At 73.1% G+C, this 25234-nt stretch carries 19 protein-coding genes; 9 read left to right on the forward strand and 10 right to left on the reverse strand.

Going from position 1 to position 25234, the window contains the following annotated elements; genetic code table 11:
• Positions 1-119: 119 nt before the first annotated feature.
• From mnhG to EV371_RS25000, 8 genes are all read right to left on the reverse strand, one after another.
• A complete protein-coding gene (gene mnhG, locus EV371_RS24965; RefSeq protein WP_349339146.1) occupies positions 120-497 on the reverse strand; it encodes a monovalent cation/H(+) antiporter subunit G in 378 nt (125 codons plus the stop codon).
• Positions 494-754 carry a monovalent cation/H+ antiporter complex subunit F gene (locus tag EV371_RS24970; protein ID WP_130464205.1) on the reverse strand — a complete coding sequence of 87 codons (261 nt, stop codon included), beginning with the start codon at positions 752-754 and terminating at the stop codon, positions 494-496. Before EV371_RS24970 ends, mnhG begins: the two co-directional genes overlap by 4 nt.
• Positions 751-1449 carry a Na+/H+ antiporter subunit E gene (locus EV371_RS24975; protein ID WP_486484779.1) on the reverse strand — a complete coding sequence of 233 codons (699 nt, stop codon included), beginning with the start codon at positions 1447-1449 and terminating at the stop codon, positions 751-753. The genes EV371_RS24970 and EV371_RS24975 overlap by 4 nt, the downstream gene beginning before the upstream one ends.
• The gene (locus EV371_RS24980) at positions 1446-2951 is read right to left on the reverse strand and encodes a Na+/H+ antiporter subunit D (RefSeq protein ID WP_130464206.1); all 1506 of its coding nucleotides are present in this window, start codon (positions 2949-2951) and stop codon (positions 1446-1448) included. The genes EV371_RS24975 and EV371_RS24980 overlap by 4 nt, the downstream gene beginning before the upstream one ends.
• Positions 2948-3442: a Na(+)/H(+) antiporter subunit C gene (locus EV371_RS24985; protein WP_130464207.1), complete on the reverse strand. Its 495-nt coding sequence runs from the start codon at positions 3440-3442 to the stop codon at positions 2948-2950. The genes EV371_RS24980 and EV371_RS24985 overlap by 4 nt, the downstream gene beginning before the upstream one ends.
• On the reverse strand, positions 3439-6420 hold the full coding sequence (locus EV371_RS24990) for a Na+/H+ antiporter subunit A (RefSeq protein ID WP_130464208.1): 2982 nt from the start codon (positions 6418-6420) through the stop codon (positions 3439-3441). The genes EV371_RS24985 and EV371_RS24990 overlap by 4 nt, the downstream gene beginning before the upstream one ends.
• A 397-nt stretch (positions 6421-6817) precedes the next feature.
• A complete protein-coding gene (locus tag EV371_RS24995; RefSeq protein ID WP_130464209.1) occupies positions 6818-8065 on the reverse strand; it encodes an IS110 family RNA-guided transposase in 1248 nt (415 codons plus the stop codon).
• Positions 8066-8190: 125 nt separating this feature from the next.
• A complete protein-coding gene (locus tag EV371_RS25000) occupies positions 8191-8628 on the reverse strand; it encodes a hypothetical protein (protein WP_486484780.1) in 438 nt (145 codons plus the stop codon).
• Positions 8629-8800: 172 nt separating this feature from the next.
• On the opposite strand from EV371_RS25000, the gene EV371_RS25005 reads away from it, so the two are divergent.
• The 9 genes from EV371_RS25005 to EV371_RS25045 all read left to right on the forward strand — a co-directional run bounded on the left by EV371_RS25005 (position 8801) and on the right by EV371_RS25045 (position 23327).
• Complete coding sequence (locus tag EV371_RS25005) at positions 8801-13597, forward strand: DEAD/DEAH box helicase family protein (RefSeq protein WP_486484781.1); 4797 nt, start codon at positions 8801-8803, stop codon at positions 13595-13597.
• 158 nt (positions 13598-13755) lie between these two features.
• Positions 13756-14226 carry a hypothetical protein gene (locus tag EV371_RS25010; protein WP_130464211.1) on the forward strand — a complete coding sequence of 157 codons (471 nt, stop codon included), beginning with the start codon at positions 13756-13758 and terminating at the stop codon, positions 14224-14226.
• A 58-nt stretch (positions 14227-14284) separates the two neighbouring features.
• Positions 14285-14890, forward strand: coding sequence for a helix-turn-helix transcriptional regulator (locus tag EV371_RS25015; RefSeq protein WP_130464212.1), 606 nt, complete (start codon positions 14285-14287; stop codon positions 14888-14890).
• 85 nt (positions 14891-14975) lie between these two features.
• On the forward strand, positions 14976-16226 hold the full coding sequence (locus EV371_RS25020) for an FAD-dependent oxidoreductase (RefSeq protein ID WP_130464213.1): 1251 nt from the start codon (positions 14976-14978) through the stop codon (positions 16224-16226).
• Between the two features lie 107 nt (positions 16227-16333).
• A complete protein-coding gene (locus EV371_RS25025) occupies positions 16334-17269 on the forward strand; it encodes a siderophore-interacting protein (RefSeq protein WP_130464214.1) in 936 nt (311 codons plus the stop codon).
• Between the two features lie 70 nt (positions 17270-17339).
• Positions 17340-18116, forward strand: a complete 777-nt coding sequence (locus tag EV371_RS25030; protein ID WP_130464215.1) for an SAM-dependent chlorinase/fluorinase — start codon at positions 17340-17342, stop codon at positions 18114-18116.
• Positions 18117-18225: 109 nt separating this feature from the next.
• On the forward strand, positions 18226-18471 hold the full coding sequence (locus EV371_RS25035) for a CPCC family cysteine-rich protein (RefSeq protein ID WP_349339139.1): 246 nt from the start codon (positions 18226-18228) through the stop codon (positions 18469-18471).
• A 126-nt stretch (positions 18472-18597) separates the two neighbouring features.
• On the forward strand, positions 18598-19488 hold the full coding sequence (locus tag EV371_RS25040; protein ID WP_130464216.1) for a DNA-formamidopyrimidine glycosylase family protein: 891 nt from the start codon (positions 18598-18600) through the stop codon (positions 19486-19488).
• 185 nt (positions 19489-19673) lie between these two features.
• Complete coding sequence (locus EV371_RS25045) at positions 19674-23327, forward strand: multicopper oxidase domain-containing protein (protein WP_130464217.1); 3654 nt, start codon at positions 19674-19676, stop codon at positions 23325-23327.
• Positions 23328-23365: 38 nt separating this feature from the next.
• On the opposite strand, the gene pspM is transcribed toward EV371_RS25045, so the two are convergent.
• Entirely contained in the window at positions 23366-24145 is a 780-nt protein-coding gene (gene pspM, locus EV371_RS25050; RefSeq protein ID WP_130464218.1) for a phage shock envelope stress response protein PspM, read from the reverse strand.
• 38 nt (positions 24146-24183) lie between these two features.
• Positions 24184-25047 carry a PspA/IM30 family protein gene (locus EV371_RS25055; protein ID WP_130466201.1) on the reverse strand — a complete coding sequence of 288 codons (864 nt, stop codon included), beginning with the start codon at positions 25045-25047 and terminating at the stop codon, positions 24184-24186.
• Between the last annotated feature and the right edge of the window lie 187 nt (positions 25048-25234).

Genomic DNA, 25234 nt, shown 5'->3' on the forward strand with positions numbered 1-25234 from the left:
CCCGAGTCGCCACCCCGCCGGACCGACCTGACCGGCCGGCGGCGCGCTCTGCTCCGCCCACCGCGCGGTCCTCCGCCAGGAGATCCGCCGGGGTGGCACACGTCGGACACCCTCCTTGATCACGCCCGGTCCTGGTCAGGGTGGTCGTCCGGGGGGCCGATCCGCTGCCCGGCCAGTTCGTCGGCGTCCAGCGACTCGCGGTGGATCCGCCCTGTCCGGTATGCGGCCCGGGCGATCATCTGGGCCGCGAGCGGCGCGGTGGTGAGCTGGAGCCCGCCGATCAGCGCCAGTGCGGCCAGGTCGGCGCCGTTGCGCAGGCTCACCGCGAGCGCCAGCAGGATCAGCAGGACGCCGAGCACCTGCGGTTTGGTCGCCGCGTGCATCCGGCTGAGCACGTCCGGGAGGCGGACCAGCCCGACTCCGGCGACGAGGCTCAGCAGCCCACCGGCGACCAGGAAGATCCCGACCAGCGCGTCGAGCACGACCTCGCCGTTCACGCCTCCTCCCCGGCGGCGAAGCGCACCAGGGCCACCGAGCCGACGAAGCCCAGGGCGCTGAGCCCGAGCAGGATCGACAGCGTGGTGGAATGCTTGTTGATCGCCGCCTCGGCACCGAGCGCCCCGATCATGATCGAGGTCAGCACCTCGGCGGCGACCACCCGGTCCAACAGCGCCGGGCCGCGTACGACGCGGGCCAGCGCCAGCGCCGCCGCGGTCGAGAGCAGGACGGCGACGACAACGGCGACGACGGTCATGATGGTCCTCCCGGTTCGGCGTTCCCAGTGGTCGGCGTGAGCAGCCGCAGTTCCGTCCCGGAACCGACGACGCGGACCAGTCGGGCCTCCAGGTCCAGGACGCGTTCCCGGCTCCGGTCCAGGTCCTCGGCGCCGCGCACGTCCAGCACGTGCACGTAGAGCGTTCCGGTCTCCCGGTCGGCCTCCACGATCAGCGTGCCGGGGAGCAGCGACAGCACCTCTGCGGTCAGTGCCAGGTTGAGGTCGGTGCGCACCCGCAGCCGGACGGCGACGATCGCGTTCCGGGGCCGCCCGGGCCGGAGCGCGACCCAGCTGACGTGCGCGCTGGCGACCACGAGTTCGACGACGAACCACCCGACGAACCTCGCCAGCGCCAGCGGCCGGAGCCGGCCCCCGAAGGTGACCCGGGGCAGCGGCAGGAAGACCAGGATCACCACGGCCACCAGCACGCCGCCGAGCAGGTTCCCGACGGTGAACCTGCCCCAGAGCAGGCTCCAGACCACGACCAGCCAGCCGACCGTGATCAGGTGGTCCCGCCAGCGCCGCCGTTCCGGAGCCCGGCGTCGCCGATCCGGAGCCGGGTGCCGCAGCGCCCGCCAGCGCCGCGGGTAACGGAGTCTGTGTCGCAACGTCGACCAGCCCGGCACGACCCGGCGCGACGGGTCCCGGCCGGACACCCGGGCGTCGTCGGTCACGGCGGGCCACCCGGGAACACCGCCCGCACGTACGGGGCGCGTTCCCGCAGGTCGTCGGCGGCCTGGGCGCTGACCGCGAAGAGCGGGCCGGCCGCCACCGTCAGTCCCACCCCGAGCAGCACCAGGACGGTGGTGGCGCCGACCATCAGCCGGGGCAGCCGGGCCGACGCCTCGGGATCGGCGAGCCGGGGCGGGCGCCAGAACGCCAGACTCCACACCCTGGTCGTCGCGTAGAGGGTGAGCAGGCTGGTGGCGGTGCCGGCGACCACCAGCAGCCAGGGCAGCACCCCGCCGACCGACACCCCGGCCTGGAACAGCCCGAGCTTGCCGAGGAATCCGGAGAACGGCGGGATCCCGGAGAGGTTCAGCGCCGGCACCAGGAACAGCACCCCGAGCAGCGGGGCGACCCGGGCCAGCCCGCCGATCCGGTCCAGGTTGGTGCTGCCGGCCCGCCGATCGACCAGGCCGGCCGCCAGGAACAGGGTGGTCTGCACGGTGATGTGGTGCACGACGTAGAAGATCGCGGCGGTCAGGGCGGGCCCCGAGGCCAGCGCGACCCCGAAGAGCAGGTATCCGATGTGGCTGACCAGGGTGAACGACAGCAGCCGCTTGATGTCCGACTGCGCGATCGCGCCCAGGATGCCGACCAGCATGGTCAGCAGGGCCAGCACCAGCAGCAGGTCACCGACGCGGTTGTCGGGGAAGAGCAGCGTCTCGGTCCGGATGATCGCGTAGATGCCGACCTTGGTCAGCAGGCCGGCGAAGACCGCGGTGACCGGGGCCGGCGCGGTCGGATAGCTGTCCGGCAGCCAGGCCGCCAGCGGGAAGATCGCCGCCTTGATGGCGAAGGCGAGCAGCAGTACGCAGTGCAGCGCCAACCGCAGGCCGGCCGGCAGGTCGTCGAGCCGGCTCGCCAACTGGGCGAGGTTCAGGGTGCCGGTGGAGGCGTACACCAGACCGACCGCGACGAGGAAGATCAGCGACGACATCAGGCCGACCACGACGTAGGTGGCACCGGCCCGGATGCGTTCCTGGGTGCCGCCGAGGGTGAGCAGCACGTAGCTGGCCGCCAGCAGGATCTCGAAGCCGACGAAGAGGTTGAACAGGTCGCCGGTCAGGAAGGCGTTGGTCACGCCGGCCGTCATCACCAGGTAGGTGGGGTGGTAGATGACCACCGGCGTGCGCTCGCCGGGATCCGTCCGGGCCTCCCCGATCGAGTAGAGCAGCACGCAGAGCGTCACCGCCGCCGAGACCACCAGCATCAGCGCGGCCAACTGGTCGGCGACCAGGACGATGCCGAGCGGAGCCGGCCAACCGCCGACGTGCATCACCAACGGGCCGTACCAGTGCGCCTGCCAGAGCAGCATGCCCGCGACGACGAGGGTGACGACCAGGGCGGTGACGCTGGTCGTCCGCTGCGCGATCCGCCGGCGGGCCAGGACCAGGGCCAGCGCCGCGCCGAGCAACGGTACGACCACCGGCAGCGGTACCAGGTACGTCATGCCCGGCCCGCCTCGTCGTCCAGCCGGCGCGGCGCCGGCTCCGGGTCGACCTGCTCCGGGTCGGTGCCCACCGGCCCGCCGGACGGGGGCCAGGGTCCCTCGCCGGCGTTGTCGTCCGGACCGGCGAGTTCGCGCCGCTCGGCACGGCGGACGATCCGGCGGTCCTCCGGGTCGTCGCGTACCTCGTCGTGCCCGGTCAACTGCCAGCTCCGGTACGCCATCGCCAGGAGAAACGCGGTCAGGCCGAGGGTGATCACGACGGCGGTCAGCACCATCGCCTGAGCCAGTGGGTCGCTCATCTCCGCTTCCGGCGTGACCCCGACGATCGGTGCCCCGCCGGACCGGCTGCCGAGCAGGAGCAGCAGGTTGGTGCCGTTGCTCAACAGGAGCACCCCGATCAGCACCTGGCTGAGGCTGCGCTCCAACAGCAGGATGACCCCGCAGCCGAACAGCACCCCGACGACCAGTGCCTGTACCAGGTTCGGGGTCATCGCGGGTCCTCCGTGCCGCCCGGCCCGAGCCCGTGGGCCGACCCGGAGTCCGGTCCGGCGTCCGCCCCGTCCGGAGCCTCCGCCGCACCGGCTGCCGCACCCGCTGCAGCGTCCACACCCGGTGCCACACCCGTACGGGCTGCCGCTCGCTGCGCCGGACCGGCCGGCCGGTCCGTGCGCAGACCCGTGCCCGGCTCGTCCACCACCTCGATCTGCCGGTCCACCTCGGCGCCGAGGCTGCGCAGGATGCCCAGCACGAGGCCGACCACGACCAGGTAGACGCCGATGTCGAAGAAGATCGAGGTGACCAGGTGCAGGTCGCCGACGAGCGGCAGCTTCGGCTTCAGCAGCGTGCTGCGCAACACCTCGCCGCCCGTGGTCATGGCCAGCAGGCCGGTGCCGACGGCCACGAAGAGGCCGACCCCGAGCACCACTCCGGCGTCGACCGGGGCCGCCTGGTCGAGTTCGTGCCGGCCACCGGCGAGGTAACGGACCGCGAGGGCCAGCCCGGCCACCAGGCCACCGGCAAAGCCGCCGCCGGGGGCGTTGTGGCCGGCGAAGAGCAGGAAGATGGAGAAGATCACCACCGTGTGGAAGATCAGCCGGACGACGACCTCGAAAACGATCGACCGGCGCCGGGTCCGCAGCGTCGACCCGGCCCGCAGCCAGACCCGCTCGGGGCCGGGCGGCGGCCTGAGGTCGTCCCGCCGGGGCCGGTCCGGACCGCGTCGCCGATGGAAGATCAGGCTCGCCACCCCGGTCGCCGCCACCACCAGCACGGATATCTCGCCCATGGTGTCCCAGGCCCGGATGTCCACCAGGGTCACGTTGACGACGTTGCGGCCGTACCCGAAGGAGTGCGCCGCCTCCGGGAATTCGGCCGAGATCGGCGGCGCCCGCCGGGCGCCGGTCGCGGCGACGGCGATCGCGGCGACCACCATCCCGACCGCCACCCCGAGAGCGACCCGGGCCCACCGGCTGCGCCGCAGCGGCCGGACGGAGAACCGGGCCGGCAGCCGGCGCAGCACCAACACGAAGATCACGATTGTGACGGTCTCCGACAGGAACTGGGCCACCCCCAGATCGGGCGCGCCGTGCAGCACGAACAGCATCGCGGTGCCGTAACCGGTGACGGCGGCCAGGATCACCGCGGTAAGCCGGCGCCGGGCCCGGACGGCCAGCACCGCGGCGATCCCGAGCACCACCCCGACGACGGCCTGCCGCGGGTGGTCCAGGGACCCGATCCGCCCCGTCCACGGGCCATCCGACAGCCCGGCGCCCAGCACGAGCACCAGGGCGACCAGGATGATGCCGAGGTACTGCGGCAGCGAACCGCGTTGCGTCGCACCGGTGACCGCCACGGCGACCCGGTCGAATCCCCGGCTCAGCACCTGGTAGGCGGTGTCCCCGTCGAACGGGGCCCGCAGCCGGGCCTGTACCGCGCCGACCGGAGCACGCAGCGCGAAGAGCAGCAGCCCAGCGACGAAGGCCAGCACCGACAGCCCCAGGACGAGGCCGGGGGCCGGCACGAACGTGAGCTGGTGCGCAACCTTCCCGAACATGTGGGGATACGGCGCGACTGTCTCACCGAGCGGCCCGGCCAGTACCCCGAGCACCAGCCCGGCGACCGCGAGCAGCGCCGCCGGGGCGAGCAGGACGGTCTCGACCGGGCGGGCCGGAGTCGGCTCCGCCCCGGACCGGCCGGCGAACGCACCCCAGACGAACCGGGCACTGTACGCGGTGGTCAGTACGGTGCCGAGCAGCAGCGCGGCGAGCAACGGCGGATCCGCGGTGAACGCACCGAGGATCGCCTCCTTGGCGACGAAGCCGAGCAGCGGCGGCACCCCGCCCATCGAGGCCGCGGCGAGTACGGCGGTCGCGCAGACCACCGGCATCCGCCGCCAGAGCCCGGAGAGCACCGTCAGGTCCCGGGTCCCGGCCCGCCGGTCGACGATCCCGACCACCAGGAACAGGGTCGCCTTGAACAGGGCATGCCCGAGCAGCATCGCGACGCCGGCGAGCGCGGCGTCCGGGGTGCCGGCACCGAAGACCACGACCAGCAGCCCGAGCTGGCTGACCGTGCCGTACGCCAGCAGCAGCTTCAGATCGACCTGGCGCAGTGCGGCCCAGCCGCCGGCCAGCATGGTGACGACCCCGGTCACGTAGATCACCGGTCGCCACGGCCCGACCTGCGCGTAGGCGGGGGCGAGCAGGGCGACCAGGTAGACACCGGCCTTCACCATCGCGGCGGCGTGCAGGTACGCGCTGACCGGAGTCGGCGCGGCCATCGCGGCCGGCAGCCAGAAGCTGGTGGGGAAGATCGCCGACTTGCTCAGCGCGCCGACCAGGATCAACACCACCGCGATCCCGAGGTACCCGCCGGGGGGCGGCGGTCGGGCAGCGATCTCCGACCACCGGTACGTGCCGGCGTGCTGGCCGAGCATGACGAAGCCGATCAGCATGACCAGGCCGCCCAGGGTGGTGACCAGCAGCGCCTGGTTGGCCGATCGCCGGCTGGCCTGCTGCTCCGGGTGGTGCGCGATCAGCAGGTACGAGAAGACGCTGGTCAGCTCCCAGCAGACGTAGAGCAGCAGCAGGTTGTCGGCGACCACCACTCCGAGCATGGCTCCGGCGAAGCCGACGAAGATCGCGGCGAACCGGCCGAGCCCGGGTTCGTCGGCGTCGAAGTAGCGGACGCAGTAGACCAGTACCAGCGCGCCGATCCCGCTGACCAGCAGCATCAGCAGCCAGGACGGGGTGGTGACCCGCAGCGCCAGTTCGAGGCCCAGTTTCGGCACCCAGGGGTACGCCTCGACGATCGCCTGCCCGTCCCGGACCGTGCCGGCGTAGCAGAGCGCCCACCCGAACGCGCTGGCCGGGACGGCCGCCAACGGCAGGAAGGCCCGGCGACCCCACCGGCGTACCAACGCGGGTGCCAGCGCCGCGGCCACCAGGTGCAGCGCCAGCAGCGTCAGCATGCGTACTCCAGGTATGTGTCGATATGGTCCGGCCCGGGGGACGTGGACTCAGACAGATCACACGCCAGACTCCGGCCCGACGCGCGGAATTGCCCGAAACCACCCGAGTGGGGTCAGAGTCGGCAATCATGCGGGCCAAGGCTGTCGAGTCAGCGGCCAGGCGGCGAGTCAGCGGCCAGGCGGGCGGGCCAGGCCGAACAATCGGTGGAGTTGGCCGTCTTCGGTGGCCAGTCGGCTTCGGTACGCGGGATCACCCGACGGTGCACGGCGAGTCGACGCCGTGGGTCGGGCCCTGATCGAGGATGGCCGGTGCCGTGCGGGACTGGAGGGTGGTACGGGCAGCGGTGCCGTCCGGGGCGTCTGACACGAAAATCGGGCGTCCTGCCGAGGGTTGAGATCAGGTGGCTTCGATGGGTTGGATGGTGGTCTGGTAGCCGAGTTGGTGGAGCTGGTCGAGGAGTCGTCGGGCGTGGCGGGCTTTGCGGTGCGGGTCCAGTCGTTCGGTGAAGTAGTCGCCGCCGAGGTCGTGGTAGGGCAGGTCGCGGGTGAGCATGGTCCATGCGGCGATCAGGACGGAGTGGCCGACCGCGACGAGGGCGCGTTTCTTGCCTCGTCGTGAGGCGATACGCCGGTAGCGGGCTGCCAGGTAGGTGCCCTTGGTGCGGGCGGCGTTAACGGCGACCTGTCCCAGGACGGACTTGAGCCAGGGATCTCCGTGGCGGGTGGGGGCGGGTGCGCTGCGCGCGCCGGACTGGTTGTTACCGGGACACATGCCTGCCCAGGAGGCCAGGTCAGCGGCGGTGGGGAACCGGCTGGGATCGGCGCCGATCTCGGCGAGTATGACCTCGGCGGCGCGGCGACCGACGGCAGGGATGGTTTCGATCAGGTCGAGTTGGCGACGAAAGGGCCGCACCTGCTGATCGATCTGGTCGCTGAGGCGCTGTTCCATGGCGGTGCACGCATCGATGCGGTCGAGCATGACACGAGCCAGGAACGCGTGGTGGTCGCCGAACCGGCCGGTGAGCGCCTGGGTCAGTAGCGACCGCTTGCGGCGCATGCTGGCCATGGCGAGTTCGGCCAGCACTTGCGGGTCACGCTCGCCGGCGATCAGGGCCTCCAGCATCGCTCGGGCGGACTTGCCGGTCAGGTCCGACACCACCGCCGACAGCTTGACCCCCGAATCCTCCAGGAGTTTCTCCAGGCGCTGAACCTCCCGGGTCCGCTCTCTGATGATCTCCGTGCGGTAGCGGGTCAGGTCCCGTAGCTGTCGGATCGGCTCCGGAGGCACGAAACTGGCCCGCACGAGACCGTGCTCGACCAGTTGAGCGATCCACTCACAGTCCTTGACGTCGGTCTTGCGTCCAGGCACCGCCTTCATGTGCCGGGCGTTGAGCAGCCAACAGTCCATATCGTGTTCCAGCAGGTAGAACACCGGCTTCCAATAGGCGCCGGTGGCCTCCATACCGACCACCGTGACCTGCTCGGCCAGCAGCCAGTCCCGCATCACCAGCAGATCCGCGGTCATCGTGGTGAACGTCCGAACCTCTCGGCGACGCCGCTGACCCGACCCCGGCGTCCGGACACACACCTTGACGTCGGTCTTGCTGATGTCGATGCCCGCGCATCGACGATTCACCACATCCATGGCCGTGTCTCCTTCCCTCACCGGCCATCAAGGCGGGCCGTCCGGGAGGATCAACAGGCTGAAGAGTCTGACACGCGTGCTCGAAGCAACAGTTCCGGGTGCCTGTCATCAAGATCCTCAGCGTCCTACTGACAGACGGGCTCACAGCGCCAAGACGAGACGACGACATCCGGACGGCCCAGCCCGATTTTCACCCCGCTCGGGGTCGCGCCGCCAGGCACGCGGACTACTGACAGGGTCGGCACCGCCAGGTCGGCCCGGCCGAGCTGCCGGACGACCTGGTTGATCACATGTTGAGCGGTGGCGAGGGAGCGTCGGGGGAGCACCCGGCCGTGCGCCGCCCGGCGCAGCACCAGGGCGTGCACCGCGGCCCGGACCCGGGCCCGGTCCGCCGCGCTGGCGGTGGCGGTGGCGGCGACCAACTGGCGCAGGCAGTCGACGAGCCGCTCGGCAAGTTCGAGGTCGGCGCCGCGCAGGCCGGCCCGCGCCACGGTCAGATAGGCCTCGACCCGACGGGTCAGCACGTCCGTGGCGGCGGGGACATCGCGCGGAGCGCCGGTCATCCGTACCCCCTTGGCGCAGGGCTTGGGTTTCGGAAAAGTTACTGTACGTTGCACTTCATTCGCAAGCAGTTAAGTGAGACTTAGTCCCCATCTCAGGCGAAAACAACGATCAACCGGGCATGCGGACAACCGTTCCGGTGAACCTGTCGGACCGACCGGGCACCATGGGTCGGTGAGCGATGTGCTGGCGGCCTTCGGTGCGGCGACCCGGGAGTGGTTCGACGCGGCGTTCGCCGCACCCACCGACGCCCAGGCCGGGGCGTGGCGTGCGGTCGGTGCCGGCCACAACGCACTGGTGGTCGCCCCGACCGGCTCCGGCAAGACCCTCGCCGCGTTCCTCTGGTCACTGGACCGGCTCACTCGCGAGCCGGCCCCGGCCGACCCACGGCAGCGCTGCCGGGTGGTCTACGTCAGCCCGCTGAAGGCGCTCGCCGTCGACGTCGAGCGCAACCTGCGCGCCCCGCTCACCGGCATCCGGCACGCGGCGGCCCGGCTGGGTCTCCCGCCGCCGGAGATCACCGTCGGGATGCGCACCGGGGACACCCCGGCCGACGAGCGGCGGGCGTTCGCGCGTACGCCGCCGGACATTCTGATCACCACGCCGGAGTCACTCTTCCTGCTGCTCACCTCCGCCGCCCGGGACTCGCTGCGCGGCGTGCGGACCGTGATCGTGGACGAGGTGCACGCGGTCGCCGGCACCAAGCGCGGCGCCCACCTGGCGCTCTCCCTGGAACGGCTGGACGACCTGCTGCCCGCACCCGCGCAGCGGATCGGGCTCTCCGCGACGGTGCGCCCGATCGACGCCACCGCACGCTTCCTCGGCGGCGCCCGGGCGGTGACCGTCGTGCAGCCCGAGACCGCGAAGACCATCGAGGTCAGCGTGCAGGTGCCGGTCGAGGACATGACCCGGCTGGACGAGCAGGAGGCGCCGGAGGACGAGCTGGGCAATCCGCGCCGGGCGTCGATCTGGCCGGCGGTCGAGGAACGGGTCTACGACCTGGTCCGGTCGCACCGGTCGACCATCGTCTTCACCAACTCCAGGCGCAGCGCGGAGCGGCTCTGCGCCCGGCTCAACGAGCTGGCCGCCGACGAGGCCGAGCTGACTCCCCACCCGACCGACGGGATCGGGTTGCCCCGCGACCCGACCGACGGGGCCGGGCTGCCCGACCCGACCGACCGGGTTGGGGGCCGCCGCCCGGCGTTCGGCGACCGGGACAGGGGTGGTCGGACCGCGCCGGGTCGGCCGGCCGCGCCGCCCCGGCTGCCGGCGGAGATCATGGCACAGTCCGGCGCGGCGACCGGGGCGGCGCCGGTGATCGCCCGGGCACACCATGGCAGTGTGTCCCGGGAGGAGCGCCGGCACATCGAGGAGGCGCTCAAGTCCGGCCAGTTGCCGGCGGTGGTCGCCACCTCCAGCCTGGAACTCGGCATCGACATGGGCGCCGTCGACCTGGTGGTGCAGATCGAGGCCCCGCCGAGCGTCGCCGCCGGCCTGCAACGGGTCGGCCGGGCCGGGCACCAGGTCGGCGCGGTCTCCCGGGGGGTGGTCTTCCCCAAGCACCGGGGCGACCTGCTCTCCTGCGCCGTGGTGGCCGAACGGATGACCGACGGTGCCATCGAGGAACTGCACTATCCACGCAATCCGCTGGACGTGCTCGCCCAGCAGATCGTCGCGATGGTCGCCCTCGACGAGTGGCGGGTCGCCGACCTCACCGCGCTGGTACGCCGCGCCGCGCCCTTCGCCGAGCTGCCCGACTCGGCCCTGCACGCCGTGCTCGACATGCTCTCCGGGCGCTATCCCTCCACCGCCTTCGCCGAACTGCGCCCCCGGCTGGTCTGGGACCGGGCCGCCGACGTGCTCACCGGCAGACCCGGGGCGCAGCGGCTGGCGGTGACCAGCGGCGGCACCATCCCCGACCGGGGACTGTTCGGGGTCTTCCTTGCCGGTGCCGCGACCACTCCGGATCACGGCGCGGTGTCAGGCGGGCCGAGCCGGCGTGGTCGTAGGGCGGCCAGGGTGGGTGAGCTGGACGAGGAGATGGTCTACGAGTCCCGGGTCGGCGACGTCTTCCTGCTCGGTTCGTCGTCCTGGCGGATCGAGGACATCACCCCGGACCGGGTGCTGGTCTCGCCCGCACCCGGTCAGGCGGCTCGGATGCCGTTCTGGAAGGGCGACCAGCTCGGCCGGCCGGTCGAGCTGGGCCGGGCGCTCGGCAGCCGGCTGCGCGGACTGGTCCGCGCCGACGACGAGGCGGCCCGGGCGGCGCTGCGCTCCGGCGGCTTGGACGACTGGGCGGCCGGCAACCTGGTGGCGTACGTGCGCGATCAGCAGGCCGCCACCCGGGCGGTGCCGGACGACCGGACGGTGCTGGTGGAGCGCTTCCGCGACGAGCTGGGCGACTGGCGGCTCGCCGTGCACTGCGTGCTCGGCGCCCGGGTCAACGGGCCCTGGGCGCTGGCCATCGCCCGCCGGCTCACCGAGCGGTACGGCGTCGACGCCCAGGTGGTCCCCTCCGACGACGGCATCGTCGTCCGGCTGCCCGACACCGCCGACGATCCGCCCGGCGCCGAACTGGTGACCTTCGACCCCGACGAGATCGCGGCCCTGGTCGAGGAGTCGGTGGGTGGGTCGGCCCTGTTCGCCGCCCGGTTCCGGGAGTGCGCCGCCCGCGCCCTGCTGCTGCCGCGCCGCGACCCGCGCCGCCGTCAGCCGCTCTGGCAGCAGCGCCAGCGGGCCGCCCAACTGCTCGACGTCGCCCGGGAGTACGCCGACTTCCCGATCACCCTGGAGGCGGCCCGGGAGTGCCTCCAGGATGTCTTCGACCTGCCCGGCCTGGTGGCGCTGATGCGGGAGGTGGCCGCCCGCAAGGTCCGGCTGGTCGAGGTGGAGACGCCCCGGCCGTCACCGTTCGCCCGCTCGTTGCTCGTCGGTTACGTCGGCGCGTTCCTCTACGAGGGCGACGCCCCGCTGGCCGAACGACGGGCCGCCGCGCTGGCGCTCGACTCGGCCCTGCTCGGCGAGCTGCTCGGCCGGGTCGACCTGCGGGAGCTGCTCGACCCGGCGGTGGTGGCCGAGACCGAGCGGCAGTTGCGCTGGCTGACCGAGCAGCGCCGCCCCAGGGACGCCGAGGACGCGGTCGAGCTGCTGCGGCTGCTCGGCGACCTCTCCGACGCCGACCTGGCCGAGCGTGGGGTCGCACCGGAGTGGCTGACCGGGCTGGCGGCGGCCCGGCGGATCCTCCGGGTCCGGGTCGCCGGGCAGGAGCGCTGGATCGGTGTCGAGGACGCCGGTCGCTATCGGGACGCGCTCGGGGTGGCCCTGCCGGTGGGGGTGGCGCAGGCGTACCTCGAACCGGTGGCCGACCCGCTCGGCGATCTCGTCGCCCGGTATGCCCGGACGCACGGCCCCTTCGCCGCGACCACCTGCGCGGCCCGGTTCGGGCTCGGGGTCTTCGTGGTGGAGCAGACGCTGCGTCGGCTCGGGGCCGACGGGCGGGTGGTCTCCGGCGAGTTCTCGCCGACCGGCGCCGGACCGGAGTGGTGCGATGCCGAGGTACTGCGCCTGTTGCGCCGCCGCTCCCTGGCCGCGCTGCGCCGGGAGATCGAGCCGGTGCCGGCCCGGGCGCTGGCCACCTTCCTGCCCCGCTGGCAGCAGGTCGGTGCGGCGGCCCGGGGCGTGGAGGCGGTCGCCGCCGTGGTGGAGCAGTTGCAGGGGGCTGCGGTGCCGGCGTCCGCGTTGGAGAGTCTGGTCCTGCCCGCCAGGGTCGCCGACTACTCCCCCGGCTATCTCGACGAACTGTGCGCCAGCGGCGAGGTGGTGTGGGCGGGTTCCGGCGCGATCGGCCGGGGCGACGGCTGGATCACCCTGACGTACGCGGACAGCGCCGCCCTACTGCTGCCGCCGCCGGACGAGACGCTGGCGCTGACCCCGCTGCACGAGGCGGTGTTGGCGGCGCTCGCCGACGGACAGGCGCTCTTCTTCCGGTCACTGGCCGAACGGGTCGCCGCCGGCGAACGGGGCGCCGCCGCAAGCGAACGGGGCGCCGGCTGGGCTGCCGGTCCGGTCGACGACGCGACGCTGGTCGGGGTGGTGTGGGAGCTGGTCTGGGCCGGCTGGCTGACCAACGACACCCTCGGGCCGCTGCGCGCCGTACTCGGCGGCGGTGGTGCGCACCGGCCGCGTACCGGTGCGCCCCGGACCCGCTACCGGCGGCCGGGTCGCCCGGCGCTGCCGGCCCGGGGCGGGCCGCCGACGGTCGCCGGGCGCTGGTCCCGACTCCCCGAGCGGGACACCGACCCGACCCGCCGGACCGCCGCACTCGCCGACGTGTTGCTGGAGCGGCACGGGGTGGTGACCCGGGGAGCGGTCGTCGCCGAAGGGGTGGCCGGGGGCTTCGCCGGCGTCTACCCGGTGCTCTCCGCTCTGGAGGAGCGCGGGGCGGCCCGCCGTGGCTACTTCGTCGAAGGGCTGGGCGCGGCCCAGTTCGCGGTACCCGGCGCGGTGGACCGGCTGCGGGCGCTCGCCGATCCGGAGGAGTTGCGCCGCCGGGTCGGTGGGGCCCGGGTGCTGGCCGCCACCGACCCGGCCAACCCGTACGGCGCCGCGCTGCCCTGGCCAGCCCGGGTGATCGACTCCGGCGACGCCACGGTCGACCCCGCCGGCGGCTCGGCCGGCACGGCGACCGGGCACCGGGCCGGGCGTAAGGCGGGTGCGCTGGTGGTACTGGTCGACGGTGCGCTGGTGCTCTACGTCGAGCGCGGCGGCCGGACCCTGCTCTCGTTCACCGACGACAGCGCTGCGCTGACCGCCGCCGCCCAGGCGCTGGCCTCGGCGGTCGCCTCCGGGGCGCTCGGCGCGCTGGCGGTGGAACGCGCCGACGGCGGTTCGGTGCACGCCTCGCCGCTGCGCGCCGCGCTGACCGACGCCGGCTTCCGGACGACGCCGCGCGGGCTACGGCTGCGCGGCTGATCCGAACCGGTCGGCCAACCAACCCGCCCCAGGCACCATGCGCACGGCCCGCGGTGGGCCTCACGCCTCAACCTAATAGTTGACACTGACTATTCATTACCGGATAGTCGGAGCTGACTATCAGCTGTGCCGCACGAGACAGAGGAGGCAGCACCCGGATGCCCACCGCACAGACCAGCCCCGACACCCCCGTCCGGCTATCCGCGCGACACACCGTGACCAAGCGGCTCGGCCACTGGACGACCAGCCGCGAGTTCGAGGTGCGCGCCCACCGTGGCGTCGCCGTGCTCGATTTGCGGTCGCCGCGGATCCCGGCCGGCGACCTCCGGATCACCGCCGACCTGGCGCACGCCACCCTCACGCTGCTCGTCCCGGACGACGCCGTGATCACCGACTGGGACCTGTCCCGGACCGGCCGGTCCCGGGTCACGGATCCGGAACGGCCGAAGGCGGCCGGAGGCCGGCGGATCGTGCTCACCGGAGCACTCCGGCACGCCGACGTCCGGATCCGCCGCAGCGGCCTCGCCGTGCTGACCGCGATGCTCTCCCGGGAATACTGGGTCGACCTGCGGCGGGCGCACCGCGAGGGCCGGCCGCCCGGAGTGGCCGACCCGGCGCACTCCGGCTAACCGCCGCGCAGCCCACGCGGGCCGTGCGCCCGGCCCGCGTCCCGACGCGGAGACGTAGATGACCACGAAGCGCAAGGTCGGCAACCTGCTCGGGCTCGCCGTGCTCTCCTACCTGAGCCAGCGACCGATGCACCCCTACGAGCTGAGCCGGATGCTGCGCGACAACGGTGACGATCGCAGCATCAAATTCACCCACGGCTCGCTCTACATGGTGGTCCAGCAGCTCGTCCGGGCCGGCTTCATCACGGCCCGGGAGACCAACCGCGAGGGACAGCGTCCGGAACGGACGGTCTACGCGCTGACCGACCCGGGCCGAGCCGAGTTACGCGACTGGCTGCACGAACTCGTCGAGCAGCCCCGACACGAATATCCGCAGTTCGTGGCCGCGCTCTCGCTGATCGGGGCGCTGCCGCCCAGTGACGTGTCCGCCTTGCTGCGCCGCCGGCTGGACCGGCTCGCCGCGCGGCGGGCCGAGATCCGTGCCGTGGTCGACGGGGCGCTGGCCCAGGGCGTACCGGGGCTGTTCCTGGTCGAGGAGGACTACCGGCTCGCGCTGCTGGAGGCGGAGTCGGCGTTCGTCGAACGCCTTCTCGACCGGATCACCGATCCGGAGACCGACTGGGTTCGGCTGTGGGCCGACTTCCACGGCCGGTCGGCCCCGTGAACGAGAACCCCGGGCACGACACCCCGGAAACGAGCACCCGGCGGGGGCACGGGGCCCCACCGGGAGAGGAACGGAAGAGGAGACCATGGCGCGGACCCGTACCGCACTGGTCATCGGCGGCGGCATCGCCGGTCCGGTGGCCGGGATGGCACTGCACAAGGCCGGCATCGAGGCCACGGTCTACGAGGCCCACCAGGGCACCGCCGACGGGATCGGTGGCGGACTGAGCATCGCGCCCAACGGGCTGACCGCGCTCGGCGTACTCGACGCCGACCAGGCGGTCAGCCGGGTCGGCGTGCCGATGGCGGCGATGGTGATCCAGAGTTGGACCGGCCGACGGCTGGCCGAGTTCAGCTCGCCGCCGGGCCTGCCGGGCACGCGGTTCGTCTGGCGGCCCGACCTCTACCGGGCGCTCTACGCCGAGGCGGCCGGTCGGGGCGTGCGGATCGAGCACGGCCGCCGGCTGGTCGACCTCACCGAGACCGCCGACGCGGTGACCGCGCACTTCTCCGACGGTACGCGGGCCAGCGCCGACATCCTGATCGGTGCCGACGGCCTCCGCTCCAGCACCCGTTCGCTGATCGATCCGGCGGCTCCCCACCCCCGTTACAGCGGCCTGCTCAGCTTCGGCGCCCAGATGGCGAGCACCGGGCTGCCGGATACCGGCGACCGGATGCACATGGTCTTCGGCAAGCGCGCCTTCTTCGGCTACCAGATTCTCGACGACGGCAGCGGCGGCTGGTTCGTCAACCTTCCGCGCCAGGCCCCGATGACCACCGCGCAGGCACGGCAGACCAGCCCACAGCGCTGGCTGGAGGTGCTGCGTGAGGCGTTCGCCGACGACACCCGTACCCCGGCGCCGGAGCTGCTGCACCGGACCACACCGGAGGAGTTGCTGGTGATCGGGCCGATGGAGGACCTGCCGACGGTACCGACCTGGAGCCGGGGCCGGTCGGTGCTGATCGGCGACGCCGCGCACGCGCCCTCCAGCAGTTCGGGCCAGGGAGCCTCACTCGCCGTGGAGAGCGCCGTGCAGCTCGCCCGCTGCCTGCGTGACCTGCCGCATCCCGAGGCGTTCGCCGCGTACGAGCGGCTGCGCCGAGCCCGGGTGGAGCGGGTCATCGCGATAGGTGCACGTACCAACCGGGACAAGGCGGCCGGCCCGGTCGGGCGGGTGCTGCGGGACCTGCTGATGCCGCTGGCCATGCGGTTGGTCAAGCCGGAGCGGATGGCCTGGCAGTTCGACCACCGGATCGTCTGGGACGAGCCGGTCACCGCGGTGGCCGGGCCGGTACGCCGGACCCGGTCGACCCGCTGGGGACGGGGTAACGGGTGACCCCCTCGGCTGACTTTTCTCCGAGGTTAGGCTAACCTAACGACGCCGCTCCTGGCGGCACGCCGCGCCCGTCGGACCTGACGGCGTCGTACCGAGAGGTTGGCCTGATGACCCAGCTTTCCACCGCCCCCTCGCTGGTCGCCCCGTGGCGGTTCTTTCCGGCCGAGGTCGTCCGGCTGCACCGGCTGAGCCCTTCCTTCCTCCGGGTGACCTTCACCGGCGACGACTTCGCCACCTTCGCCGATCCCGGCTACGACCAACGGATCAAACTCGTCTTCCCGATCCCGGCACACGGCTTCCGCCACCTTCCCCAGGGCACCGACTGGTACCCGCGCTGGCGAGCCCTCCCCACCGAGCTGCGCAACCCGTTCCGCACCTACACCACGAGGGCGGTACGCCGGGAGGTCCGCGAGGTCGACGTCGACATCGTGCTGCACCCCGACGGCGGCTCGTACGGCGCACACGGTCCGGCGGCCCGTTGGGCACTGGCCGCCGCAGTCGGTGACCAGGTCCAGATCATGGGACCGGACCACGGCTACCCCGGCGACCACGGCGGCCGGGAGTTCCAGCCGGCGCTCGCCACCCGCACGCTGCTGATCGCCGGGGACGAGACGGCGGTACCGGCGATCGCCGCGATCGTCGAACGGCTGCCCGCGCAGAGCCGGGGCGAGGTGCTGCTGGAGGTGCCGGAACCGGCGGACGTGCTCGACCTTCCGGCTCCGCCGCTGGTGACCGTGAGCTGGCTGCCCCGCTCGGGTGCGGCGCACGGCAGCCTGCTGATCCCGGCGGTCCGGGCCGCCGCCGAACGGCTTCTCCCGGCGGACCGGCCGGCCCAACGCGACGCCTCGGAGGAGTCCGTCGACGACGAACTCTGGGAGGTGCCGGTCGGCCTGTCCGGCGACGGGCACTACGCCTGGCTGGCCGGCGAGTCCGGGGTGATCCGGGCACTGCGCCGGCATCTGGTCTCCGAACGCGGCCTCGACCGCGAGTCGGTCGCCTTCATGGGCTACTGGCGACTCGGCAGGGCGGACGACGCGGCCTGAGGCCCAGCCGCGCCCCCCGGCGGCGCCAGCCAGCGGCACCGAACACCTCGCCGGGCTACCCTTGACGGCTGTGCCCGGTTACGCATGGCTCAGCCTGACCACCGACTACGGCCTCTCCGACGGGTTCGTGGCGGCCTGTCACGGGGTCGTCGCCCGGATCGCGCCGACGGTCCGGGTGATCGACGTCAGCCATCTGGTGCCGGCCGGGGACGTCGCCCGCGGCGCCACCGTACTGGCCCAGACGGTGGGACACCTTCCACCGGCGGTACACGTGGCGGTGGTCGACCCGGGCGTGGGGACCGCGCGACGTGGCGTCGCCCTGCGTACCCCCGGCGGCGTGTTGGTCGGGCCGGACAACGGGCTGCTCCCCCGGGCTGCGGAGGCCCTCGGCGGGATCGTGGAGGTGGCGGAGCTGACCAGCCCGGAGTGGTTCCCCGAGCCGTCCCGCACCTTCCACGGCCGGGACATCTTCGCCCCGGCCGCCGCCCGGTTCGCGCTCGGCGCATCCCTGACCGACGCCGGCCCGGCCGTCGACCCGGCAACCCTGGTACGGCTGCCCGAACCAGTGCTCGTGGCGGGCGACGGCTGGCTGGAGGCCGAGGTACTGACCGTCGACCATTTCGGCAACGTCCAGCTCGCCGCTCCCGGCTCCACGCTGCGACTCCTCGGTCAGGTGGTCCGGATCGGCGGGCGGCGGGCGGTCCGGGGCGGGACCTTCGCCGACGCCCGGGCCGGCGAACTCGTGGTCTATCCGGACTCGGCCGACCGGCTGGCGGTGGCGGTCAACGGGGGACGCGCCGACGAACTCCTCGGCGTCGGCCCGGGGGACGTGCTGCGGCTGGAGTGACGGTCCGGGCCGGCCGGCGTACCGGTGCTGATCCGCGCCCTGTCGGGCACCTCGGGATGACGAAACTGTCTACTGTGCCCACGCCGGGCCGCTGTGAAATGCTTACCGCGTGGGGAAACACACGATCGATGTCGCCGCCTGCCCATGCTGCGCGCACCGGACCGGCGGCGGCACCTGCCCGGTCTGCTTCTGGACCGACGACGGTTCCACCGACCAGAACGCCGACACCGCCCGGGGCGGCCCCAACGGCGACCTGAGCCTGTCCGACGCACGGCTCAACTACGCCATCTACGGCGCGAGCCACCCGCGTTACCAGGACGCGGTCCGCCAGCCCCGTCCCGAGGAGTTGCCCTGACCCCGGGTGGACGGCGCTAGGGCACGGACTCCCCGCCGCCCACCCCCGGGGTAAGCCGCGACGTACCGGCCCTCCGGATCGGCGCGTACGCTACCGGCGGTCGTACGCCTGGATCAGGATGGACGGGTGCCCGAAGGCGACACCGTATGGAACACGGCCCGCGCGCTGCACCGTGCCCTGGCCGGTGACCGGCTGACCGCCACCGACTTCCGGGTGCCCCGGCTCGCCGCCACCGACCTGACCGGCGCGACCGTGTTGGAGTCCACCGCCCGGGGCAAGCACCTGCTGCTGCGGCTGCGTACTCCGGACAGCACACGGCAACCGACCGGCACCGCGGACAGCACACGGCAACCGACCGGCACCGCGGACGGCGAGGCCCGGCTCACCCTCCACTCGCACCTGCGGATGGACGGCGCCTGGCGGACGTACGCCCCGGGAGAGCGCTGGGCGGCCCGGCCCGCGCACACCATCCGGGTGGTGCTGCGTACCGCCGCAGCGGTGGCGGTCGGCTACCACCTGCACGATCTCGCCCTGGTCCCGACCGCCGAGGAACCGTCGCTGGTCGGGCACCTCGGGCCGGACCTGCTCGGCCCGGACTGGGATCCGGCCGAGGCGGTCCGCCGGCTCGCCGCCCGGCCGGGTCGGAGCATCGCCGAGGCCCTGCTCGATCAGACCACCCTCGCCGGGATCGGCAACCTCTACAAGTCCGAACTGCTGTTCCTGCGCGGGGTGTCACCGTGGACGCCGGTCCGGGAGGTGCCGGACCTGCCGGGCATGGTGGCGCTGGCGCATCGGCTGCTGATGGCGAACCGGGGGCGGTGGACGCAGAGCACGACCGGGTCGCTGCGCCGGGGCCGGACCAGTTACGTCTACGGCCGCCGGGCCGAGCCGTGCCGCCGGTGCGGCACGACGATCCGCAAGCGGGAGCAGCAGGAGCGGGTCACCTACTGGTGCCCGGTCTGCCAGCCCGAGCCCGAGCGGCGCTCCCCCACCGACCCCGGTCACCCCACGTACTGAAGGTTTCCGAAGTCGAGACACCTTCACCAGCTGGCCACCGTATCCAACACTGGCGGTAAGCGGTTGACTGCTTACGGATCGTCAGCAGCTCGCCGGGCCGGTCAGGGTGGACCGGTCGCGGGACGTCGGGCGCTGACGGCGGAGCGATCCGGTCGAGCTGATCTTCCCGGGGAAGGGGTGCGGTCATGTTCAAGAGGTTCGCGGCGAGCCGGGCTGCCCGGGCGGAGCAGGCCAGGCGACAGGACGGAGGCGGTGGACCGACCGGCACCGGCCGGGCACCGGGTACGGTGGTGCCGGCCGCCCGGACCAGCAGCGATCCGCTGGCCGCGCCCACCCTGGACCCGACCGCCCCGCCGGACTACTTCGGCTTCGTACCGAACTTCGCGTACAGTCCGCTGCCGGTCTGCGACGCCGCCGGACGGGTGGCGGCGGGCACCGGGATCCGCAAGTTCGTCACCTCGCTGCCCCGGACCGGCGACACCGCCAACGAGCTGGGCAACCTGATCCCGGTCGCGGTGCCGGACACCACCACCTACCCGGGCTGCGACTACTACGAGATCGGCGTGCAGGAGTACCACCAGCGACTGCACCCCGACCTGCCGCCGACCCGGCTGCGCGGGTACCGGCAGCTCAACAACGGTACCGACGCCACCGGGCACAACACGGTGACCCCGCCGGCCCGGCCGTACCACCTCGGGCCGCTGATCCTGGCCGAGCGGGACCGCCCGGTCCGGGTCAAGTACGTCAACCGGCTGCCGATCGGCGAGGCGGGCGCGCTGTTCCTGCCGGTGGACCCGACCCTGCCGGGTGCCGGTACGGGTCCGCTCGGCGGGACCGCACGCTATCCGCAGAACCGGTCCGCGGTGCACCTGCACGGCGGCCGTACCCCGTGGATCAGCAACGGCGGCCCGGCACAGTGGACGACCCCGGCCGGTGAGCCGACCGCCTACCCGCGTGGCGCCGGTCACGCCAGCGTGCCGGACATGCCCGAGCCGGCCGCCGGGGCGAGCACCGCCTACTACCCCAACAAGCAGAGCGGCCGGCTGCTCTGGCTCCACGACCAGGCGGAGGGGATCGCCCGGCTCACCGTCTACTCCGGACAGGTCGGCCTCTACCGGCTGGAGGATCCGGTGGCGCGGCAGCTCGTCGACGACGGCGTACTGCCGGCCGAGGAGATCGTGCTGGTACTCCAGGACAAAACCTTCGTACCGGACGAGATCCAGCTCGCCGCCCAGGACCCGACCTGGGACGTGGCCCGCTGGGGCGGCTCCGGCAGTCTCTGGTTCCCGCACGTCTACATGCCGAGCCAGAACCCCTACAACGAGTCCGGGACGAACCCGATGGGGCGGTGGGACTACGGGCCCTGGTTCTGGCCGCCGTTCACCGGGATCACCCACGGACCGGCGCCGAACCCGTACTACGACCCGGCGATCCGGCCGTGGGAGCCGCCGGTCCAGCCAAGCACCCCCGTCCCGTCGGCGGTGCCGGACGCGTTCGGAGACACGCCGCTGGTCAACGGCGCCGCCTATCCGTACCTGCGGCTGCGCCCGGCCGCGTACCGGTTCCGGATCCTCAACGCCTGCAACGACCGCAGCCTGAACCTCCAGCTCTACTACGCGGCCTCGAACGCGCCGATGTGGCATCCGGACGGCACGCTGCGCGACGGCGACGCCGGCGAGGTGCCGATGGTCGCGGCCCGGCCGAACCCGGACTTCCCGCCGGCCTGGCCGACCGACGGCCGGTGCGGCGGGGTCCCCGACCCGAACGCGGCCGGCCCGGACTGGATCCAGATCGGCTCCGATGGCGGGCTGCTGCCGGAGGTGGCGGTGCTGCCCAGCCAGCCGATCAACTACCAGTACAACCGGCGGGACGTGACGGTGCTCAACGTCACCGAGCACGCCCTGTTGCTCGCCCCCGGTGAACGCGCCGACGTGATCGTCGACTTCTCGTCGGTACCGTCCGGGTCGAACCTGATCCTCTACAACGACGCTCCGGCGCCGATGCCGGGGTTCGACCCGCGCAACGACCACTACACCGGTGCACCGGACCGGACTACGTCGGGCGGCCCGCCGACCACCCGCCCCGGTTACGGCCCGAACACCCGGACCCTGATGCAGATCCAGGTGGTCGGCGCGCCGGCGCCGCCGTTCGACACCGACCGGCTCCGGGGCGCGCTCCCCCGGGCGTACGGGCAGAGCCAGCCGCCGCCGATCGTGCCGCAGAAGGCGTACGACGCCGCGTTCGGCACCGTCACGCCCCGGAACACGTACGCCCCGGTCGAGGAGACCTCGATCACCTTCACTCCGTACGCCGGTGACTCACCGGTCACCCTGCCGTTGCGCCCCAAGGCGATCGTGGCCGACTTCGACCCCGAGTACGGCCGGATGAATTTCCTGCTCGGTACCGAGTTGCCGAAGACCAGCTCGCTGGTCCAGACCACGATCCCGCTGACCCGGATCGATCCGCCGACCGAGGTGCTGCTCCCCTCCGACCCGGCCGTTCCGGTCGGCTCCCCCGGCGACAACACTCAGCTCTGGAGGATCACCCACACCGGGATGGACACCCAGTCCGTCCACTTCCACCACGTGGACGTCCAGCTCGTCAACCGGGTCGGCCGGGACGGGGCGATCAAGCCGCCCGAGCCGAACGAGGTCGGCTGGAAGGACACCGTCCGGATGAACCCGTTCGAGGCGACGGTCGTGGCGATCCGGCCGACGCTGCCCGAGCCGCTGCCGTTCACCGTCGCGGACAGCACCCGGCTGCACGACCCGTCCCGGCCGGCCGGGACGTCCGAGGGCTACACCCAGGTCGACCCGGCGACCGGCGAACCCGCGGCGGTGACCAACCGGCCGCACAACTTCGGCTGGGAGTACGTCTGGCACTGCCAACTGCTCGGCCATGCCGACGCGCAGATGGCCCGGCCGATGGTGCTGCGGTTCTCGCCGGCCGCGCCGACCGGGCTCGCCGTCACGCCGGAACCCGGCTCGGCGACGATGCTTCCGGCGATCGTCCTGGCCTGGACGGACAACTCCCGGGGCACCGGTACGCCGGGCCCGTTGCCCACCGGCAGCCGGGTGCAGCGGGCCACCGACGCCGGCTTCACCCGCGACCTGCACGCGTTCGCCGTCCCGGCCGGCGACAACCGGTACGTCGACTCGACCGTCACCCCCGGGATCACCTACCACTACCGGGTCCGGGCCGAGAACGGCGTCGCCCACTCGGCGTACTCGAACACGGCCAGCGCGGTGGTGCGGCTGTACCCGCCGACCGGGCTGGTCGCCACGGTGGCGAGCGACCCGCCGCTGCGGGTCAACCGGGGTTGGGTGAACCGTTCCTTCGCCACCACCGTCGACCTGCAACGGGCCACCAACCCGACCTTCACCAGCGGTCTGGTCGCCAGTACCGTCCCGGTCACCGGAAGCTGCCCGGACCCCCGGGTCGCCCCGGACACCACCTACTACTACCGGGTGCGTACCTGCTATCTCGGCGCCTCGTCACCCTGGTCGAACGTCTGCACCCTGGTCACCCCGGCGGTGCCGGCGGCCCCGACCGACCTCACGGTGACGCTCGACGGCGTGACCGACCGCCGGGGCGGGATCAGCCTGCTGCTGAGCTGGGTGGTGCCGCTGACCTGCACGGTCGCCCGCTTCACCGTGCACCGGGCCACCGACGCCGGCTTCAGCACCGGGGTGGCGACGGTGCCGATCCCGGGCGGGGCCCGCTCGTTCACCGACACCGGGCTGGCCCGCGACACCGTCTACCACTACCGCATCCAGGCCGGCAACGCCGCCGGTACCTCCGGGGTCAGCCGCTCGGTCTCGATCCGTACCCCGGCCTGACGCTCACCCGGTCGGGCCGGACCGGTCCGGCGACGCCGTCAGGAGATCGCCTCGGTCGGGCCGGTACGGGAGCGCAGATCCGCCAGGCCACCGGCGACGCCCCGGAGCAGGTCGGTCGCCTCGGTGAGCCGGATCACCGAGGAGTTGTGGTCGTACTCACGCCCCTCCTCGGCCACGAAGCCCGCCGCCGCCGCGACCAGCCGCTCGTACGCCGACACACCGCTGTCGAGCTGGGCCGTGAGGTGCCGGCGCGCGGTCTCCAGCTCGGCCCGGGTGTCGGCGGGCGCCACCCGTACCGCCCGGTCCACACTGGCCACCCGCTCGGCGAGATCCCGGAGGGACTCCTCCGCCACCGTCGCCTCCAGCACGGCCGGGCCGGCGGGACCGGTCAACCGGCCGGCGAGCCCGGCCATCGTCGTCGCGGCCCGGTCCAGCCGGAGCCACGGCTCGGCCGCGGCCGTGCCGCGCAGGGCGACCCGGGCGCGCTGCCGGCGTACCTCGACGAGAGCCTGGCGCCCGGCGGGCAGCCGCTCGACCGCGGCGACCAGCCGGGCGCGGACATGTTCCGAGGTCACGGGCTCGGGAGCCGGTGGCACCGGCTGCGCGGAGAGCTCCCGCAGGTCCGCCCAGCGCCAGACGGCCAGCATCACCGAACCGCCGGCCGCCGCCGCCCAGGCCGCATCCGGCAGCCCCAGCCCCTGGTAGGGGGTGAGGACCGCCGCGGCACCGCCGAGACCGCCCGCGAGCACGCTCCACCGCCGTACCGACCGGCGCAGGCTCCGCAGCCGGCGCAGGTGGCGGGTTCGCAGATCCGCCATTTCGACCTCACTCCCGATGACCGCCGGACCACGCCGGCTCAGCCCGCAGCGCTACCGCCGCCGGCCTGCTTGTCCCGGCCGAGACTGGCCCGGATCTCGTCCAGCCGGGCCACCCCGGCCGGATCGGCGGCCGGAGCCGCCGACTCGACCGCCGGGTTGGCGGTCCCGCCCGCCAGCTTCTCGCCGGCCATGCTCGACCGGATCTGCTCCAGCCGGGACGCGCCGGCCAGGTCGAGGGTGGACTTCTGAATCTCCAGCATCCGACCCTCGACGGAGTTGCCGGCCAGCTCGGCCCGGCCCATCGCGTTGGCGTAGCGCCGCTCGATCCGGTCCCGCACCTCGTCGAGCGAGGGGGTGTTGCTCGGCGCGGCGAGCGCGGACATCGATTCCAGCGACTTGGCCACGCTCTCCTGCATCTTGGCCTGCTCGAGCTGGCTGAGCAGCTTGGCCCGCTCGGCGAGCTTCTGCTGCAGGATCATCGAGTTGTTCTCGACCGCCCGGCGTGCCTGGGCGGCGGCACCGATCGCCTGGTCGTGCAGGGCCTTGAGGTCCTCGGTCGACTGCTCGGCCGCAACCAGCTGGGTGGCGACGGTCTGCGCGCTCTGCTCGTACTTCGCCGCCTCGGTCTCGTCGCCCGTGGCCCGGGCACGATCGGCGAGTACCAGGGCCTGGCGGGCCATCCCCTGCAACCGTTCGACCTCGGACATCTGCCGGGACAACCGCATCTCCAGCTGGCGCTGGTTGCCGATCACCGCGGCGGCCTGCTGGACGAGCGCCTGGTGCTGGCGCTGTGCCTCCTCGATGGCCTGCTGAATCTGCACCTTGGGATCGGCGTACTCATCGATCTTGGCGCCGAACAGTGCCATCATGTAGCGCCAGCCCTTGACGAACGGGTTCGCCATCTCCCGGTATCCCCTCAGTGTCATCAGTCCGGTGGCCGTGCCGCCGGCCCAGGAAAGGCGCCCGCGCGACAGGATCTCCATCGTCCCAGGATCGCGCCACCCCGGCATACGACCTCAGGGGGATATCCACCGGATATGCCGCTAGGGGCCCACCGTAACGCGGTTCGCCCCCGGCGAGCCACACCTT

Source organism: Plantactinospora sp. CNZ321 (assembly GCF_004217235.1).